Origin of the sequence: Mycolicibacter longobardus, assembly GCF_002102265.1 — a bacterium.
GTDB lineage: Bacteria > Actinomycetota > Actinomycetes > Mycobacteriales > Mycobacteriaceae > Mycobacterium > Mycobacterium longobardum.
In genome coordinates, this window is sequence record NZ_LQPG01000007.1 from 20,114 (window position 1) to 38,878 (window position 18,765).

14 protein-coding genes are annotated in these 18,765 nt (G+C 68.6%); 8 read left to right on the forward strand and 6 right to left on the reverse strand.

Features of this window, described 5'->3' with window-relative positions:
• Positions 1-13 precede the first annotated feature (13 nt).
• Positions 14-457, reverse strand: coding sequence for a roadblock/LC7 domain-containing protein (locus AWC16_RS00995; protein WP_085262974.1), 444 nt, complete (start codon positions 455-457; stop codon positions 14-16).
• On the reverse strand, positions 454-3,291 hold the full coding sequence (locus AWC16_RS01000; RefSeq protein ID WP_085262975.1) for an ATP-binding protein: 2,838 nt from the start codon (positions 3,289-3,291) through the stop codon (positions 454-456). Before AWC16_RS01000 ends, AWC16_RS00995 begins: the two co-directional genes overlap by 4 nt.
• Before the next feature lie 248 nt (positions 3,292-3,539).
• Here AWC16_RS01000 and AWC16_RS01005 point away from each other — a divergent pair, with 248 nt between their 5' ends.
• A complete protein-coding gene (locus AWC16_RS01005) occupies positions 3,540-4,004 on the forward strand; it encodes a tRNA (cytidine(34)-2'-O)-methyltransferase (RefSeq protein ID WP_085262976.1) in 465 nt (154 codons plus the stop codon).
• A gap of 119 nt (positions 4,005-4,123) precedes the next feature.
• On the opposite strand, the gene AWC16_RS01010 is transcribed toward AWC16_RS01005, so the two are convergent.
• Together AWC16_RS01010 and AWC16_RS01015 are read right to left on the reverse strand one after the other, a co-directional pair.
• Positions 4,124-4,771 (reverse strand): nitroreductase family protein, encoded by a 648-nt coding sequence (locus AWC16_RS01010; RefSeq protein WP_085262977.1) that lies wholly within the window; start codon positions 4,769-4,771, stop codon positions 4,124-4,126.
• A gap of 19 nt (positions 4,772-4,790) precedes the next feature.
• On the reverse strand, positions 4,791-8,102 hold the full coding sequence (locus AWC16_RS01015; protein ID WP_085262978.1) for an error-prone DNA polymerase: 3,312 nt from the start codon (positions 8,100-8,102) through the stop codon (positions 4,791-4,793).
• A 114-nt stretch (positions 8,103-8,216) separates the two neighbouring features.
• Between AWC16_RS01015 and AWC16_RS01020 the strand changes: the two genes are divergently transcribed.
• The gene (locus AWC16_RS01020) at positions 8,217-8,648 is read left to right on the forward strand and encodes an MmpS family transport accessory protein (RefSeq protein WP_085262979.1); all 432 of its coding nucleotides are present in this window, start codon (positions 8,217-8,219) and stop codon (positions 8,646-8,648) included.
• On the forward strand, positions 8,645-11,542 hold the full coding sequence (locus AWC16_RS01025; protein WP_085262980.1) for an MMPL/RND family transporter: 2,898 nt from the start codon (positions 8,645-8,647) through the stop codon (positions 11,540-11,542). Before AWC16_RS01020 ends, AWC16_RS01025 begins: the two co-directional genes overlap by 4 nt.
• Before the next feature lie 10 nt (positions 11,543-11,552).
• On the opposite strand, the gene AWC16_RS01030 is transcribed toward AWC16_RS01025, so the two are convergent.
• Positions 11,553-12,416: a universal stress protein gene (locus tag AWC16_RS01030; RefSeq protein ID WP_085262981.1), complete on the reverse strand. Its 864-nt coding sequence runs from the start codon at positions 12,414-12,416 to the stop codon at positions 11,553-11,555.
• Positions 12,417-12,501: 85 nt separating this feature from the next.
• On the opposite strand from AWC16_RS01030, the gene otsB reads away from it, so the two are divergent.
• Positions 12,502-13,623, forward strand: a complete 1,122-nt coding sequence (gene otsB / locus AWC16_RS01035; RefSeq protein ID WP_085262982.1) for a trehalose-phosphatase — start codon at positions 12,502-12,504, stop codon at positions 13,621-13,623.
• A gap of 61 nt (positions 13,624-13,684) precedes the next feature.
• Positions 13,685-13,906 (forward strand): hypothetical protein, encoded by a 222-nt coding sequence (locus tag AWC16_RS01040; RefSeq protein ID WP_085262983.1) that lies wholly within the window; start codon positions 13,685-13,687, stop codon positions 13,904-13,906.
• Between the two features lie 53 nt (positions 13,907-13,959).
• On the opposite strand, the gene AWC16_RS01045 is transcribed toward AWC16_RS01040, so the two are convergent.
• Positions 13,960-14,829, reverse strand: coding sequence for a MaoC/PaaZ C-terminal domain-containing protein (locus AWC16_RS01045; protein WP_085262984.1), 870 nt, complete (start codon positions 14,827-14,829; stop codon positions 13,960-13,962).
• A gap of 87 nt (positions 14,830-14,916) precedes the next feature.
• On the opposite strand from AWC16_RS01045, the gene AWC16_RS01050 reads away from it, so the two are divergent.
• The 3 genes from AWC16_RS01050 to AWC16_RS01060 all read left to right on the forward strand — a co-directional run bounded on the left by AWC16_RS01050 (position 14,917) and on the right by AWC16_RS01060 (position 18,682).
• Positions 14,917-15,624 carry a histidine phosphatase family protein gene (locus AWC16_RS01050; protein WP_085262985.1) on the forward strand — a complete coding sequence of 236 codons (708 nt, stop codon included), beginning with the start codon at positions 14,917-14,919 and terminating at the stop codon, positions 15,622-15,624.
• 78 nt (positions 15,625-15,702) lie between these two features.
• Positions 15,703-17,718, forward strand: a complete 2,016-nt coding sequence (locus AWC16_RS01055) for an SDR family oxidoreductase (RefSeq protein WP_085262986.1) — start codon at positions 15,703-15,705, stop codon at positions 17,716-17,718.
• 10 nt (positions 17,719-17,728) lie between these two features.
• Positions 17,729-18,682, forward strand: a complete 954-nt coding sequence (locus tag AWC16_RS01060) for a nucleoside hydrolase (protein ID WP_085262987.1) — start codon at positions 17,729-17,731, stop codon at positions 18,680-18,682.
• Positions 18,683-18,765 lie beyond the last annotated feature (83 nt).

The following is an 18,765-nucleotide window of genomic DNA, read 5'->3' on the forward strand; positions in this document are numbered from 1 at the left end:
ATTCACCGGTACCTCACGAACGGCCGCCCCGCGATGCCGCCGTCCGGCGCGATGACTGCACCACCGCACCGACCCGTTCCACCAGAACCGCCATCTCGTAACCGATCTGGCCGATATCGCAGGAGGTGTTGGCCAACGTCGCCAGGTGTGAGCCGTCGCCGACCCGCATCAGCAGCAGGTAGCCCTGTTCCATCTCCACCACCGACTGCAGCACCCGGCCGCCCTCGAACAACTGCGCCGCCCCGGTCGCCAGACTGGCCAATCCGGACGCCACGGCGGCCAGCTGGTCAGCCCGCTCGGTGGGCAGGTGTTCGCTGGCCGCGACTGTCAGTCCGTCGACCGATACCAGCATCGCGTGGGATACCCCGGGGACCTCGCGGGCGAAGTTGGTCACCAGCCAGTCCAGTGAGCTTTCTGGGCCGCGGCGCTGTTCGGGGTGGTCAGTGGGGAAAGTCATTGCTGGTTCTGTCCCTGATCGGTGTCCACACTTTTATCCAAACCGTTTTCCCGGGCGCGCGATCTCGCGGCATGCACCCCGCCGAAGTGGCTGCTGATCGAGGCACGGATCGCCGCGGGATCCCGCTCCGGTGTCTCAGGGGCGGGCCGGTGGGGCACGCCGTTGGATGCTACCGGCTCATCGGTGTCGCCCTGATTGTGTGTCGGGGCGTCGGGGTCATCCCCCGACGGCTCGGCTTCGGCCGAGCCGGGCACCAGCCGGGCGCCGGGCTCGCGGACCGGCAGTCCGTGCTCGGTGTGGTCGACGACCGGCACGTTCTCGGCCTCGGCGGCCACCGACCAGCCGCGGTCCCACACCGACTGCCAGTCCAGGTCGGCCCGCAGGCTCGGCTCGTTGGGGTCGTTGCCCACCGACTCCGAGAGCATCCGCTGATAGATCGTGTCGGTGTCGGTGCCGGTGTCGGCAGCCGGAGGGTCGCCGGCGGCCCGGGCACGCGCCGCGAAATACGCCGAAGTGTCAGCGGGAGCGGGTCTTTCGACAACCGGCTCGGGCGCCGGCTCCGGTTCCCGAGGCGGCGCCCCGGTCCCTTCGTCGGCCTCCCACCAGGGTTGCGGCAGCTCACGGCGCACCCGTTCAGCGTCGGCCGGCGGGGGCCCGGGCTGTTCGGTGGACTCTTCGTCGGGCACACCGGTGATGCCACTGGAACCCGGGGTGCGCCGCGGCAGCAGTGAGACGACGGGGCCGGCCTCGGCGGCATCGGGTTGCTCGTACTCCCCGTACTGCTCGTACTGGCCGTACTGCTCGTACTGGCCGTACGGCTCATACGGCTCGGGTTCGGGCGGTTCGGGTGCGGCGGGCCCGGGATAGGGCTGGATCGGCGGTGCGGGCGCGGCGAACATCGGCGAGGCCTGCTCCTCGACGGCGTCGGCGGTCAACAGGTGCGGCGGCAGATACACCTCGGCGGTGATGCCGCGAGACCCCTGCGATGCCGGGAACAACCGGACCTCGATCCCGTGCCGGTGCGCCAGCCGTGAGATCACGAAAAAGCCCATGTGGCGGGCGTTTTCCGGGCTGAACTCACTGCCGGATGCCAGGCGCATATTGGCCATCCGGAGATCGGCGTCGGTCATGCCCAACCCGACGTCGACGACCTCGACCACCACCCCGCCGTCGTTCTCGAAACCGGCGACCACCCGCACCGGCTCGGTCGGCGCCGAGTAGCGCAGCGCGTTGTCGATCAGTTCCGCGAGCAGGTGGACGCAATCCGGGGCGGCCGCGCCGATCACCGTGATGTCGGGCACCAACACGGTCTGCACCCGGTGGTAACCCTCCACTTCCGAGGCGGCCGCGCTGATCAGGGTGGCCAGCGGTGTCGGCCGGCCTCGCTCGTGCGGCACCCGCGCACCGGCCAGCACCAGCAGGTTGGCGCCGTTGCGCCGCATCCGGGCAGCCAGATGGTCCAGGCGGAACAGGCTCTCGAGCCGGTCCGGGTCTTCCTCGTTGCGCTCCAGCCCGTCGATGAGCGCCAACTGCTGGTCCACCAGGGACCGGTTGCGGCGCGACATCGTCTCGAACATCTCGTTGACCAGTCGCCGCAGCCGCGCCTCGTCACCGGCCAACAGCAGCGCTTGGGCGTGCAGTTCGTCGACGGCGTGGGCGACCTGCCCGACCTCCTCGGTGGTGTAGACCGGCAGCGGGGCGGGGTCGCGTTCGGTACCGGAGCCGCCGGCACGCAGCCGGGCGATCTCGTGTTCGAGGTCGGTGTGAGCGACTTGCAATGCACTGTCCCGCAAGGTGCGCAGCGGGCGCACCAGCGAGCGCGCCACCAGCCACACCGCTAACAGCGTGGCGATGATGGCACTCAGCACCAGCGCGATGTCGCGCATGGCGGCATTGCGCCGGTCCGCGGCGCGGTCCTCCACCGCACTCGTCACCGCCCCGGTGTTCTCGCTGATCAGCCGGGAGGCGATCTGGTCGGTGGTACGGATCGAGTCCCGCAGCACCGGGTTGTTCGGCAGCACCTGCTCCGGGTCCGACATGATCGCCATCCGGGTCACCAACTGCTGCTGCAGGGCCTTGGCGTCCGGGGAGTCCACCCCGAGCACCTGGCTCATCCCGAACAGCGTCGACGGCTCGGTCCCGGCCAAGGTCATCATCGAGCTGCGCAGCTCCGGGTCGGGCAGCTCGCCGCCCCGATTGACCAGCAGTTCCTGCATCATCATCTGGCCGCGGGCGCCGACTGCGCGGCTCAGGCCCTCGGCCTGTGCCCGGATCCGTTCACTGTCCAGACGCACCGACCCGGTGATGGCGTCCTCGGCGGTCAGCAGGATGGGCGCGTAACCCGTCACCTCCTCGCGCAGGCCGACCCCGGTGGACACCAGATCCAGCAAACCCTGGCCACGCTCGATCAGGGTGTCCACGCCGGACCGCACATCGGTCGCCACATCGGTGTGCGACAGCCGCGACTGGAGCTCGTACTTGCGGTTCTCGAAGTTCTTCCGGGCGCCCTGGGCGTCGCCGTCGGAGGACGCGGCCACCAGCGCGTCGCCCAGCGCCGACATGTAGTTGGTGATGGCCGGGATCATCTCGGCGCGGTCGGCGACCAGCCGCAGCCGGTTGGCCTCGGTGAGCGCGCTGGAGATCCGCAGCCCGCCGAAGAACCCGGCCAACAGCAGTGGCAGCAAGGCGATCGCCAGTACTTTCCACCGCACCGGCCAGTTGCGCACCGACCACCGGGACGGACGTTTGACCGCAACGGCCTCCGACTGCTGTTCGCGGTCGGCTTGGTCGTCCAGGGCCGGGTCCACCCCGTCCGGGTGGTCGAAAAGCGTCACCGGTCAGCGGCCGGCTCGCCGGCCGCTCGGCTGAAATTCACCGTCTGCGCCTCATTCATCGGACTTTCTCCGGACATCGCACCGCACACGGGTTGCGATGTGGTTCACGCCATAGCAATTCGACGAGTATGCCAGTCGCCCGCAGGCCTGACCAGAATTTTTACTGAACAGAACACTTTTCGAGACCTTCGCGTGTCTTCGCGAACTCCGGTCGAGCAAACAGACCGGCGGGCTGTCATCATCGACTGATGATCCGGGTGCTGTTCTATTCACCCCGCATCCCGCCCAATACCGGCAACGCGATCCGGATGGTGGCGGCGACCGGAGCGGAACTGCATCTGGTGGAGCCCATGGGTTTCGACCTGTCCGAACCGAAGCTGCGACGGGCCGGTTTGGACTATCACGACCTGGCCTGGGTTCGGGTGCACTCGTCGTTGCCGGCCGCGTGGGAGGCGTTGGGGCAGGCCCGGGTGTTCGCGTTCACCGCAGGCGCGGATACGCCCTACACCGACGTGCGCTACCAGCCCGGTGACGTGTTGATGTTCGGCCCCGAGCCCACTGGGCTGGATGAGGCGACGCTGGCCGACCCGCACATCACCGCCCGGTTGCGCATCCCGATGCTGGCCGGGCGACGGTCGCTGAACCTGTCGAACGCCGCCGCGGTCGCGGTCTACGAGGCGTGGCGCCAGCAGGGGTTTGCCGGCGGGGTGTGAATCTACCGGCGGGTGTGAATCTACCGGCGGGGTGTGAATCTACCGCCGCTCGCCGAGTGTCAGGTTATGACCCACGATTCGCCGAAAAACGTGTCATAACTCGACATTCGCTGCGAGATTCACCAAGTGTCGAAGTGCGCCAGCTGCTCGGCCGGCAACCGCTTGGCCGGTTTGAAGTCGGTGCCCTTGGTGTAAGCGATCGGGAACAGTCCGCCCTGGCTGTACTCCTCGTGCGGGATGCCGAGCACCTCGGCGGCCTGCTTCTCGCCGTCCTCGAGCAGGTGCAGCGTGGTCCAGCACGAACCCAGCCCGCGATTGCGCAACGCCAGACAGTAGCTCCACGCGGCCGGGAACAGCGACGCCCAGAATGACGCGCTGAGCCCCAGCGGCGCCTCCTCCACCCGGCCCTCCAGGCACGGGATCATCAGCACCGGCACGTCCTGCAGGTTCTCGGCCAGGTATCGGGCCGAGCCGCTGACCAACTCCATCCGCTCGCTGCGCACGTCGCCCTCGCCATAGTCGGGCTTCATCCGGTTCAGGTAGGGCAGGGCGTTCGCGCGGTAGATGTCGGCGATCGCCTGCTTCTTGACCGGGTCGGTGACGAACATCCACTGCCAGCCCTGAGCGTTCGAACCGGTGGGGGCCTGCAGGGCGATCTCGAGGCACTCCATGAGCACCTCGCGGGGAACCGGCTTGTCCAGGTCGAGACGCTTGCGGACCGATCGGGTGGTGGTCAGGACTTCGTCTGCAGACAAGTTGAGGTTCATGGGTGGAGGTTACCGCCGGTTACCGGAAGTCCCGGGAGCGCGACCCCACCGTCAGCTCAAGGGCGCCCAGCCGATCGGCCAGCACGGTGACCGCCCCGCTGGCGTTCTGCACCCGACCGCGGATCAGCAACGCCGCCGCGGTCTGCGCCAGCCGGCGATACCGCGTCCACACCCCCGGCGTACACAGCACATTGACCATCCCGGTCTCGTCCTCGAGGTTGACGAACGTCACCCCGCGGGCGGTCGACGGCCGCTGCCGATGCGTCACTGCCCCGGCGATGAGCACCCGGGTGCCATCGGGCACGCTCAGCAGCTGGTCGGCGGGAATCACCCCGAGCGCATCGAGATCGGCGCGCAGGAACTGCGTCGGATAGCTGTCCGGGGACACCCCGGTGGCCCACACATCGGCGGCGGCCAACCCGATATCGCTCATCCCGGGCAGTGCCGGAGTGTGCGTGGACACCCCCACCCCGGGCAATCGGTCCGGCCGCTGGCCCGCCGCCGCCCCGGCCGCCCACAGCGCCTCGCGGCGCGACATGCCGAAGCTGTCGAACGCACCGGCGGTTGCCAGCGCCTCGGCCTGCGGTACCGAAAGCTGAACCCGGGCAGTCAGATCCAGCAGCGAGGCGAACGGACCGTGAGCTTCGCGATCGGCCACCAGCCGCTCGGCGAGATCGACGCCGATATTGCGAACGACACCCAATCCGAGCCGGACCTGCGTTCCGGCTTCGGTCAGCGTGGGGTGCGCCAGGCTGGCGTTGACGTCCGGGCCGTGCACGACGACCCCGTGCCGGCGGGCATCTGCCACCAGCGACTGCGGCGAGTAGAAGCCCATCGGCTGGGCCCGCAGCAACGCGGCGCAGAACGCCGCCGGGTGGTGCAGCTTGAACCAGGCCGAGTAGAACACCAGCGACGCGAAGCTCATCGCGTGGCTCTCCGGAAATCCGTAGTTGGCGAAGGCTTCCAGCTTTTCGTAGATCCGGTCGGCGACGGCACCGGTGATGCCGTGGCACTCGCGCATGCCGTCGTAGAACCGGGTGCGCAGCTGCCGCATCCGTTCGGTGGACCGTTTGGAACCCATGGCCCGGCGCAGCTGGTCGGCTTCGGCCGGCGAGAACCCGGCGCAGTCGACGGCGAGTTGCATCAACTGTTCCTGAAACAGCGGCACCCCCAACGTCTTGTGCAGCGCAGGCTCCATCGACGGGTGCTCGCACTTGAATCGGTCCGGATGGCTGGGGTCATTGCGGCGCTGGATGTAGGGGTGCACCGAGCCGCCCTGGATCGGCCCCGGGCGGATCAGCGCGACCTCCACCACCAGGTCGTAGAACTCCCGCGGCTTCAGCCGCGGCAGGGTGGCCATCTGGGCCCGCGACTCCACCTGGAACACCCCGACGGAATCCGCCCGCGTCAGCATCTCGTACACCGCGGGCTCGGACAGGTCGATTCGGGCGAAATCCACCTCGATGCTCTTATGCTCTGCCACCAGGTCTTTCATGTAGTGCAGCGCAGAGAGCATGCCCAGGCCGAGCAGGTCGAATTTCACCAGACCGATTGCTGCACAGTCGTCTTTGTCCCACTGCAGCACGCTGCGGCCCGGCATGCGCGCCCACTCCACCGGGCACACATCGGCGATCGGGCGGTCACAGATCACCATGCCGCCGGAGTGGATGCCCAGATGCCTCGGCAGATCGGCGATCTGAGTCGCCAAATCGATCACCGGTTCGGGAATGCCGTCGGTATCGGAGGATTCAGCCACTCCATGCCACCGGCCGACCTGTTTGCTCCAGGCGTCCTGCTGCCCCGGGGAGTAGCCCAGCGCCCGGGCCATGTCGCGCACCGCACTGCGGCCCCGGTAGGTGATGACGTTGGCGACCTGGGCGGTGTAGTCACGCCCGTAGCGGGCGTAGACGTACTGGATGACCTCTTCGCGCCGGTCCGACTCGATATCGATGTCGATATCGGGGGGCTCGTCACGTTCCGAGGACAAGAACCGCTCGAACAGCAGGTTGTTGGTGACCGGATCCACCGCGGTGACACCGAGGGCGTAACAGACCGCGGAGTTGGCCGCCGACCCCCGGCCCTGACACAGGATGTCGCTGCGCCGGCAGAACTGGGTGATGTCGTGCACCACCAGGAAGTAGCCCGGAAACCCGAGCCGGGCAATGACATTCAATTCATGCTCGATCTGCGTATACGCTTTGGGCGCCTGCGCCGGTGGTCCGTAGCGCTCCTGCGCGCCGGCCAGGACCAACCGTCGCAGCCAGCTGTCCTCGGTATACCCGGCCGGGACGTCAAAAGGCGGTAGCTGCGGGGCGATGAGCTGCAGCGCGAAGGCGCACTGCTCACCGAGTTCGGCTGCGGCCGTGACCGTCGCGGGATACTGCGCGAACAACCGGGCCATCTCCGCGCCGGACCGCAGATGTGAGCCGCCCAGCGGAGCCAGCCGGCCGGCGGCCGCATCCAGAGACTGCCGGGCCCGGATCGCCCCCATCGCCATCGCCAGCCGCGCCCGGGACGGCCCGGCGAAATGCGCGCCGGTGGTGGCCACCAGCCCCACCCCGAACCGGGGCGCCAGGGCGGCCAGCGCCGCATTGCGCTCGTCGTCGCACGGATCCCCGTGCCGGGTCAGCTCGACGCTGACCCGCGCGGCTCCGAACCGGTCCACCAGATCGGCCAGCGCGGCGGCGGCGGCGTCCGGTCCGCCGGTGGCCAGCGCATGGCGGACGTGCCCCTTGCGGCATCCGGTCAGGATGTGCCAGTGCCCGCCCGCCGCCTCGGTCAGCGTGTCGAGATCGAAACGCGGCCTGCCCTTCTCGCCGGCCAGGTGTGCGGCGGCGATCTGTCGCGACAACCGCCGATACCCCTCCGGACCGCGGGCCAGCACCAGCAGGTGCGGGCCGGGCGGGTCCGGGTGCTCGGTTCGAGACCCGTAATCGGCAGGTGCCAGCGACAATTCGGCACCGAACACGGTGCCTATCTCCAGGCCCGCGGCGCCCAGCTCCTTGGCCGCTTCGGCGAACCGCACCACCCCGTACAGACCGTTGTGATCGGTCAGCGCGATCGCCCGCAGCCCCAGCCGGGCGGCCTCGGCGACCAGCTCCTGCGGGCTGCTGGCGCCGTCCAGGAAGCTGTACGCCGAGTGCGCGTGCAGCTCGGCATAAGGCGGGCAAGGCCGAGAAGGCCGAGAAGGCACCGCCCGGCGTGGCTCGGACCGCGGGGCCGATGAGACGCGATCCGCCGACACACCGGCCGCATCACCGGTGTGACGAGGCTTACCATCGAGCACCCGCTCCATTTCCGCCCAGCTCGACGGCCCGCTACCCCAACCCACGCCTCTCAAGCTATCGAACATACGTGCGAAGAACACTGGGCTGGGTGTGAAAAAGAACTTTGATGCACTAATCTGTGTCAGGTTCCGGCACGATGCGAAAGGGCCACTGCTTTCATGTTCGGCGTTGTCAGACGCGCGTGGTTACCCCTGCTCATCGTCGTAGTCCTCGCGGTGGGGGGGTTCACTGTGCAGCGAGTCCGCGGCTACTTCGGAGCCGACGACAGCGGCAATGGGACCGTCCCGTTCGAGGACACCAAGCCCTTCCACCCCAAGGTCGTGGTCTACGACGTCTTCAGCCCGGACGGGACCTACGCCGACATCAACTATCTGGACCTGGACGCCACGCCGCAGCGGATCGACGGCGTCGGCCTGCCGTGGTCGCTGACCCTGTCGACCACCAACCCGGCGGTGAGCCCCAACATCGTCGCGCAGGGTGACGGCACCACCATCGGCTGCCGGGTCACCATCGACGGCGTGGTCAAAGAAGAACGGATCTCCAGCAGCCCCGTGAGCGCCCAGACCTTCTGCATTGTGAAATCCGCATGAGCGAACACAGCCCCGACGCCCCGACCGATACGTTGCCGGCCGCACGACCGCCTCAGCGCGGCGGTATCCCGGCGTGGATCCGCCGGCTGGCGGTGCCCATCATCCTGGTCTGGGTGGCGATCACCGTGCTGGTGAATGTCATTGTGCCGCAGCTCGACGAAGTCGGGAAGATGCGCGCGGTGTCGATGGCCCCCAAAGACGCTCCATCGATGATCGCCATGATGCGCATCGGAAAGGTGTTCGAGGAGTTCAAGTCGGACAGCTCGGCGATGGTGGTCATCGAAGGCGACCAGCCACTGGGCGACGACGCCCACAAGTATTACGACGAACTGGTCACCAAGATGGAGGCCGACGGCGCCCACGTCGAGCACATCCAAGACTTCTGGAGCGATCCGCTGACCGCGGCGGGCTCGCAGAGCCCGGACGGCAAAGCCGCCTATGTTCAGGTGTATCTGGCCGGCAATATGGGCGAGACGCTGGCCAACGAGTCGGTCGAGGCCGTTCAGCAGATCATCGCCGACACTCCGGCACCCCCCGGGGTGCATGCTCACGTCACCGGCGGTGCGGCCCTCAACGCCGATCAGCACATCGCCGGTGACAAAAGCCTGAAGATCATCACCGCACTGACGTTCGTGGTGATCATCACGATGCTGCTGTCCATCTACCGGTCGATCGGCACCGTGCTGCTGGTGCTGGGCATGGTGGTCTTCGAACTGAGCGCTGCCCGCGGCGTGGTGGCCGTGCTCGCCTACCACAACATCATCGGCCTGTCGACGTTCGCGGTGAACCTGCTGGTGACACTGGCCATCGCCGCCTCGACGGACTATGCGATCTTCCTACTCGGCCGCTATCAAGAGGCACGAGCACTCGGCGAGGACAAGGAATCGGCCTTCCACACCATGTATCACGGCACCGCGCACGTGATCCTGGGTTCGGGGCTGACCATCGCCGGCGCGACCTTCTGCCTGCACTTCACCCGACTGCCCTATTTCCAATCGCTGGGCGTTCCCCTGGCTATCGGCATGGTGGTCGTGGTGTTCGCAGCGCTCACCTTCGGCTCCGCGGTGGTGGCGGTGGCCAGCCGCTTCGGCATGCTGGAGCCCAAGCGGGCGATGCGGATCCGCACCTGGCGACGGATCGGCGCGCTGATCGTGCGCTGGCCGGGGCCGGTACTGGTGGCCACCACGGCGGTCTGTCTGATCGGGCTGCTCACCCTGCCGGGTTACCGGAGCAACTACAACGACCGGCAATACCTGCCGGATTATGTGCCGGCAAACATCGGCTACGCCGCCGCCGACCGGCACTTCTCCCAGGCCCGGATGAGTCCGGAACTGCTGATGATCGAGACCGACCGCGACCTGCGCAACCCGGCGGACTTCCTGGTCATCAACCGGATCGCCAAGCGCGTGTTCGAGGTGCCGGGCATCGGGCGGGTGCAGACCATCACCCGGCCGCTGGGCACGCCGATCGAACACACCACGATCCCGTTCGCGATGAGCATGCAGGGCACCACCCAGCAGCTGAACATGAAGTACCAGCTCGACAGCATGAAGAACATGCTCAAGATGGGCGACGACATGCAAGTCTCCATCGACAGCATGAAGCAGATGCTCGAGGTCACCCGCGAGATGTCGGTGACCACCCACAGCATGGACCTCAAGATGCACCACATGCTCGACGACATCCAGAAGATGCGCGACTCGATCGCCGACTTCGACGACATGTGGCGACCGATGCGCAGCTACTTCTACTGGGAGCCGCACTGCTTCGACATCCCGATCTGCTGGTCGATCCGATCGATCTTCGACGTCATGGACGGCCTCGACCAGATGACCGAGGATTTCGAAAAGGTCCTGCCCGACATCGACAACCTCGACCGGCTGATCCCGCGGATGCTCGAGATCATGCCGCCGATGATCGAGACGATGTCGAACATGCGGACCACCCAACTGAAGATGCAGTCCACCATGGAGGGCCTGCAGCTTCAGATGGAGAAGATGATGGAAGGCCAGAACGCCATGGGCAAGGCGTTCGACGAGTCCAAGAACGACGACTCGTTCTATCTGCCGCCGGAGGCGTTCGACAACGAAGACTTCAAGCGCGGCATGAAGATGTTCCTGTCCCCCGACGGGCACGCGGTGCGCTTCATCATCTCCCACGAGGGCGACCCGATGTCCGAGGAGGGCATCTCGCACGTGCAGCCGATCAAGCACGCCGTACACGAGGCGCTCAAGGGCACCCCCCTGGAAGGCTCCAAGGTCTATCTCGGCGGCACCGCGGCCATGTTCAAGGACATGAAGGACGGGTCGTCCTACGACCTGATCATCGCCGGCATCGCGTCGCTGTGCCTGATCTTCATCATCATGTTGCTCATCACCCGGGCCGTGGTGGCCTCGGCGGTGATCGTCGGCACGGTGCTGCTCTCACTGGGCACGTCGTTCGGGATCTCGGTGCTGATCTGGCAGCACATCATCGGCCTGGAACTGCACTGGATGGTGCTGGCGATGTCGGTGATCATCCTGTTGGCGGTGGGTTCGGACTACAACCTGCTGCTGGTCTCCCGGATGAAGGAAGAGCTACCCGGCGGAATCAAGACCGGCATCATCCGTGCGATGGGAGGCAGTGGCTCCGTCGTCACCTCGGCGGGCCTGGTGTTCGCGTTCACCATGATGTCGATGCTGGTCTCCGACCTGCGCGTTATCGGTCAGGTGGGTTCCACCATCGGACTCGGTCTGCTCATCGACACCCTGGTGATCCGCTCGTTCATGACGCCGTCGATCGCCGCGCTGCTGGGCCGCTGGTTCTGGTGGCCGCAGCGGGTGCGGTCGAGGCCGGCACCGGCCGCACAGCAGCCGGTGTCGCAGTCGAAGCCAGCCCCGATACCCGTCAGCTGACGGTCCGTCCTCAGATCGGGCGGCGGACGACGACAACCGGCGCGTGCGCCGACTCCACCACCTCCTGGCTGACCGAGCCCAGCAGCATGCCGACGAAGCCGCCGCGGCCGTGGCTGCCCACCACCACCAGCTGAGCCTCTTTGGACTGATCGATCAGTTGGTCTGCCGGCCGGTCATCGACCACCACCCGGCGCACCGTGACGTCGGGGTAACGCTCCCGCCAGCCGGCCAACCGCTCGGCCAGAGCCAATTCGCCGTCGGACGCCAGCACAGCGGGGTCGAGACCGGGAAAGTCCATCAACCCGGTGTCGTGCCAGGCATACACCGCGATCAGCTCTACCCCACGCAGCGATGCCTCTTCGAACGCCAGCGCCGTCGCGGCCTCCGACACCGGGGAGCCGTCGATGCCGACCACCACGGGTGCGTCGGCCGGGTGGGGATGCCCCTCGTGGATGACCGCGACCGGGCAGTGCGCGTGCCGGACCAGTGACGAACTGGCCGAACCGAGAAACCGGCGGCGCAGCCGCCCATGCCCGCGGGATCCAACCACCAGACAGGCGGCGTCGCGGCTCAGGTCCACCAGCGTCGGGACCGTGGAGCCCAGCACGGTCTCCGCGGCGACCCGCGGCGCCCCGGCCGCTTCGGCGACCTCGACGGCGTGGCGCAGGTGGCGTTCGCCCTGTTCACGCTGCCATTCGGTGAATCCGGGCGGCATCGGTGTCTCGGGGAATGTCATCACCACGGGCGGGGCCAGCACGTGAACCAGGGTCAGAGGCAGGTTGTGCAGAGCGGCGTCACGGGCCGCCCAGTCGACCGCCGCGGCCGACGACGGCGATCCGTCGACACCCACCAGGATTCCGGAAATGGACGACATCGGGTTCTCCTTGTGCTCGGGACCTCTCCAGACCCCTACCACGCTAATCCTGATCGGGCTGTGGCACCGTGGTGGCATGGTTGGCATGTCGGTCACGATCGACCCGCGCCGCCACGACGCGGTGCTGCTGCGCCTCGGCGGCGCCGTCAACGACTCGGTGACACTGACCGAACGGTTGCAGCGGGCCGGGGTGCAGGTGGATACGGTGGCCCCCGATAGCTCCAGTGCCGGCCTGGTGCACGCCGCCGCCGGGTTGGCGGTGCGGCCCGGCCGGTGCGTGGTGCTCACCGACTCCGAATCGGGCGTAACCGCCGCCCGCAGTGCCGGTTTCGCCCTGGTGATCGGCGTGGGATGCGACGGCGGCGACGCGGTGGTGGCCGGCCCGGGCGAGGTCGGGGTGCGTACCGGTGACCGGCCGATGTCGGCCCTGCCGGATGCGATGGCCGCCCTGGACGGCTCGGCGTTGCGCGCCGCCCTCGAACACCCGGCGGTGTTCTTCGACTTCGACGGGACCCTGTCGGACATCGTCGACGATCCCGACGCGGCCCAGCCGGTGGCCGGCGCGCTGGATGCGTTGGCCGCGTTGGCCACCCGGTGTCCGGTTGCGGTGCTGTCCGGACGTGACCTGGCCGATGTGCGGACGCGGGTGGGCCTGGACGGGATCTGGTACGCGGGCAGTCACGGCTTTGAGCTGGTCGGCCCGGACGGCTCCCACCACCAGAACGACGCCGCCGTCGACGCGGTGCTGGTGCTGGCCGGTGCGGCCGGTTCGCTTGACGAGAAGCTCGGCGCGATCCCGGGAATCATGGTGGAACACAAGCGCTTCGCCGTTGCCGTGCACTACCGCAACGCCGCCCGGGACCGGGTCGGCGAGGTGCTGGCGGCGGTGCGGGAGGCGGGCCGGCGCCGCGGGTTGCGGGTGACGACCGGGCGCGAGGTGATCGAGCTGCGCCCCGAAATCGACTGGGACAAGGGCCGCACGCTGCGCTGGATCCTGGATCGGCTGGCCGGGGTGACGCCGCTGTTTATCGGCGACGACATCACCGACGAGGACGCGTTCGACGCGGTGGCCGATCTGGAGGGCACCGGAATCGTGGTGCGGCACAACGACGACGGCGACCGGGCGACCGCAGCCCATTACGCGCTGGACAGCCCGTCGCAGGTGGCCGAGTTCACCGCGCGATTGGCTAAGCGGCTCGCCGGCTGAGCGTACGGCTGGGGACTTCCGTCCCTTCCGTTGCCCGCAGCTGCGGTGATCGGATGGGTTCATGGACGCGTACACGACCGCGGAGAGCGCGGCGATCGGCAGCGAGTATCTGGAGTTCCCGGAGCTGGACGACCGCGACTTCCAGCGGCTGGCCCACGCCCGCGTCGGCAAACTCACCAAGATGTTCATGCCGTCCAACCACCCGCCGGTGGTGGAACTGATGGTGTCGATCTGGGTGGACGGCCTGGCCACCGGGCTGCGGATGGCTAAAGAAGACGCCTAGCACCTCACGGGTGGTGGCCCACCAGCGGAAGATGCTCCCGGCTCGCTGGAGCCTCAGTCCCGGTACTCCACCGCACCGTCGTCAAGCACCACCCGCGGGTTGGCGCCGTCGGGACCGGCGGCCTCGGTGCGGAACACCGCCTTGCCCGGCTCGGTCCGCCAGATCGAGGTGGTCAGCGTCTCCCCCGGGAACACCGGGTCGGTGAAGCGCGCCGCGATCGCACCGATCCGGCCGGCGTCACCGCCGCCGAGTTCGGCGACCAGCGCACGGCCGGCGAAGCCGTAGGTGCACAACCCGTGCAGGATCGGCTTCGGGAAGCCGGCCAGCGTGGTGGCGAACCACGGGTCGCTGTGCAGCGGGTTACGGTCGCCGGAGAGCCGATACAGCAGCGCCTGATCGCCCCGGGTCGCATACGCGATGCGCGAGTCAGGTTGTGCGTCGGGGATCTGCGGGGCGGCCGCGCGCTGCCCGGGGTTCCCGCCGAAGCCGCCGGCCTTGCGGATGACCAGGGTGGTCAGCGTCTCGACGATGGGCTCGGAGGTCTTGGCGTCGGTGCCGCGCGCCCGCAGCATCACGACGGCGTTCTTGCCCTCCCCCTTGTCCTGGATGTCGGCCACCTCGGCCACTATCTGCAGGCTTCCGGCGGGCGGCAGCGGCGCGAACAGCCGCACCTCTTGGGAGCCGTGCAGCAGCATCGCCGGGTTGAAGGTGCCGATCTTGCCGGCGGCCGCGAAACCCATGCAGCAGATGACGGCGTAGGTGGGCAGCACCTGCTGGGGGATGTCGTGGCTGTTCTCGGTGGTGAACGCCAAATCGTCCGTCCCGGCGCCGACTCCGAGCGCATAGAGCATGGTGTCGCGATCGGTCCATGTGAACGGCACCGGATCGGTGGTCACGCCGATGGCCGTCGGGTCCAGTGCCATGGGTTCTCCTTCACCTCGGACGGATTGGCCCAACCATTTCAACAGAACCGGTCCCGTCTGCGCCGCCGACACGGCAGGCTATCGCCCATGGGGAAGCGCAACTGGGGGACCGTGTTCGCAATGTTGGCGGCGGCGCTGGCCGCGGCCCTGGTGCTCGGCGGCTGTTCGGGGACACCGCACCCGCGCACCATCACTCTGACACTGGTCCGGCACGCGGAATCCGAAGCCAATGCCGCCGGGATCGTCGACACCTCGGTGCCCGGTCCGGGGCTGACCGAAAAGGGCCGCGTCCAGGTTCAGGAGATCACGAAACAGCTCTCGCACAACCACCACGACGGGGTCTACGCCTCTTCGATGGTGCGCAGCCAGCTGACCGCTGCCCCGTTGGCGCGCGAAGTCGGCCGTCAGGTGCAGATCCTGCCCGGGCTGCGGGAGATCAGCGCCGGCTGGTTCAGCGGTAAGCCGGGGGCGATAGCCGACCCACCGTATTCGCTCGCCCCGCGAGCCTGGATTCGCGGTGACCGGACCGCAGCGATACCCGGCTCGATCGACGGCAACCAGTTCAACGACGAGTTCGGCGGCGCGGTGCAGCAGATCTACGACAGCGGCGACAAGAATCCGGTGGCGTTCGCGCACGCGGGATCGATCATGACCTGGACGCTGATGAACGTCAAGAATCCCCGCGACGAGCTGGCGATCGACCACCCGTTGCCCAATATCGGCAAGGTGGTGATCACCGGCAGCCCGACCTCCGGCTGGAAGCTGGTGGAGTGGGACGGTATTCGCGCGTTCTGAGCGCACCGGCACGCAGCCCCGGCCGACGGCGCTGAACCCATGGTTGACGTGGCCGCTGTGACGGGCCACCATGGCCGCATGCGTTATGTCGTTACCGGCGGTACCGGGTTCATTGGGCAACGGGCGGTGTCGCGTCTGCTGGAGACCAGACCCGACGCGCAGGTGTGGGTGCTGGTGCGCCGCGCGTCGCTGGGCCGCTTCGAGCGCCTCGCCGCCAAATGGGGCGCGCAGGTCAAACCGCTGGTCGGCGACCTGACCGCGGAGCACCTCGGGCTGACCGACGCGGTGCTCGCCGAGCTCGGGGACATCGATCACGTCCTGCACTGTGCGGCCATCTACGACATCACCGCCGGCGCGGCCGAACAGCAGGCGGCCAATGTCGAGGGCACCCGAGCCGTGATCGGGCTGACCCGGCGCCTCGACGCCACCCTGTCGCACCTGTCCTCGATCGCGGTGGCCGGCGACTACGCCGGCGAGTTCACCGAAGACGACTTCGACATCGGCCAGGAGTTGCCGACCCCGTATCACCAGACCAAGTTCGAGGCCGAAGCGCTGGTGCGCTCGACCCCGGGGCTGCGGTACCGGGTGTACCGGCCGGCGGTGGTGGTGGGCGATTCCCGCACCGGCGAGATGGACAAGATCGACGGGCCGTACTACTTCTTTCCGCTGCTGGCCAAGCTGGCGGTGCTGCCCAGGCTCACCCCGATGGCCGTACCCCACACCGGGCGCACCAACGTCGTCCCGGTCGACTATGTGGTCGACGCGCTGATCGAGCTGATGCACGCCGACGGGTATGACGGGCGCACCTTCCACCTGACCGCGCCGAAACCCATCGGGCTTCCCGACATCTACCGGGCCGTCGCGCGGGAAGCCGGACTGCCGCCGCTGCGCGCCACGCTGCCCGGCGCCGTGGCGGCCCCGGTGCTCAATGTCGGTGGGCGTGCCCGGGTGTGGCGCAACATGGTGGCCACCCAGCTGGGGCTTCCCGCCGAGGTGCTCGACCTGGTGAACCTGCGGCCGACGTTCGTCGCCGACGCCACCCGGGCAGCGCTGGGAAGTACCGTCCGACTGCCCGAGTTCGCCGACTACGCGCCGCGGCTGTGGCGGTACTGGGCGGCGCACCTGGATCCCGACCGTGCCCGCCGCGACGATCCGGCCGGGCCGTTGGTCGGACGGCACGTCATCATCACCGGGGCGTCCAGCGGCATCGGCCGGGCCTCGGCGATCGCCGTCGCCGAGCGCGGCGGGACGGTCTTCGCGCTGGCCCGCAGCGCCGCCGCACTGGATGATCTGGTGGCCGAGATCCGGGCCGCCGGCGGGCAGGCCCATGCGTTCACCTGTGACGTCACCGACTCGGCGTCGGTGGAGCACACCGTCAAAGACATCCTGGGCCGGTTCGAGCACGTCGACTACCTGGTGAACAACGCCGGCCGGTCGATCCGCCGCTCGGTGTCCAACTCCACCGACCGGCTGCACGACTACGAGCGCACGATGGCGGTCAACTACTTCGGTGCGGTGCGGATGGTGCTGGCCCTGCTGCCGCACTGGCGGGAACGCCGATTCGGCCACGTCGTGAACGTCTCCAGCGAAGGGGTGCTGGCGAACAGTCCCCGCTACAGCGCGTACGTGCCCACCAAGGCGGCGCTGGACGCGTTCGCCGACGTGGTGTCGACCGAGACACTGTCGGACCACATCACATTCACCACCATCCACATGCCGCTGGTGGCCACCCCGATGATCGCGCCGTCGCGAAAGCACCTCCCGGTCGGGGCGATCAGCGCCGAGCACGCGGCGGCCATGGTGGTGCGCGGCCTGGTCGAGAAGCCGGACCGGATCGACACCCCGCTGGGCACCCTGGCCGAGACCGGCAACTACATCACTCCCGGGCTGGCTCGCCGGGTGCTGCACCAGGTCTATCTGGGCTACCCCGACTCCCCTGCCGCGCGCGGCGTCGCACTCGCAGAATCCATTGCGGCACAACCGACTCGGCGGCCTTCGCGCCGGCCGAAGCGGCCGTCGCGGGCGATCACCCGGGTGCGGGTACCCCGCCCGGTCAAGCGTGCGGTGCGGCTGGTGCCGGGCGTGTACTGGTGATCACGCGGCCGTGACACTGCCCGTCTTCGCCGACGTCGATACCGGCGTCGACGATGCGGTCGCGCTGGTGTATCTGCTGGCCAATCCGGGCGCCCGGCTGGTCGGTGTCGCCTCCACCGGGGGAAATGTTGCGGTGCAACAGGTCTGCTGCAACAACCTGGCCCTGCTGGAGTTGTGCGGGGCGGCTGGAGTTCCGGTGTCCAAGGGTGCCGACGCGCCGCTGAACGGCCCGGCCCACACCGCGGAAGCCCTGCACGGGCCGCAGGGGCTGGGGTATGCCGAGTTGGCGCCCGGCAGCGGCCGGCTCACCGGACACGACGCGGCCGCGGCCTGGGTCGCCGCCGCGCGGGCACACCCGGGGCAACTGATCGGACTGGCCACCGGTCCGCTGACCAACCTGGCACTGGCGCTGCGAGCCGAGCCGGCACTGCCCACGCTGCTGCGCCGGCTGGTGATCATGGGCGGCGCGTACTCCGGCGAACGGTCCGACCGGGCCGAGTTCAACATCGGGTTCGATCCGGAGGCGGCCGCGGAGGTGTTCGCGGCGTGGGGAGCGGTTGCACCGCAACGGCTCCCGATCGTGTGCGGGCTGGATCTGACCCGACAGATCGCGATCACGCCGGCGATCCTGGCCCTGCTGCCGGCCCCCGCGGACAACCCGGTGGTCCGGCTGCTGGACGACGCGTTGCGGTTCTATTTCGAGGCGCATCAGGCTCGGGGCCACGGCTACCTGGCGTATCTGCACGACCCGCTGGCCGCGGCGGTCGCACTGGAACCCGAACTGGTGACCACCCGACTGGCCACAATACGGGTCGAGCTCGCAGCCGGGGCGGCGCGCGGGCGGACGATCCCCAGCTGGGATGCCGAGCAGCCCAACGCACTGATCGGTGTCGGGGTCGACCCGGCGGTGTTTTTCGACCGGTTCGTGCAGCGGGTCGGCGCATTCGCGCGCCGGCTGGGCTGACGCCGACCCACTCCCCTCGCCGCGAACGTGCACTGAGGACGGGATTTTCGCGACTTCTCCCGCTCTGAGTGCACGTTCGACGC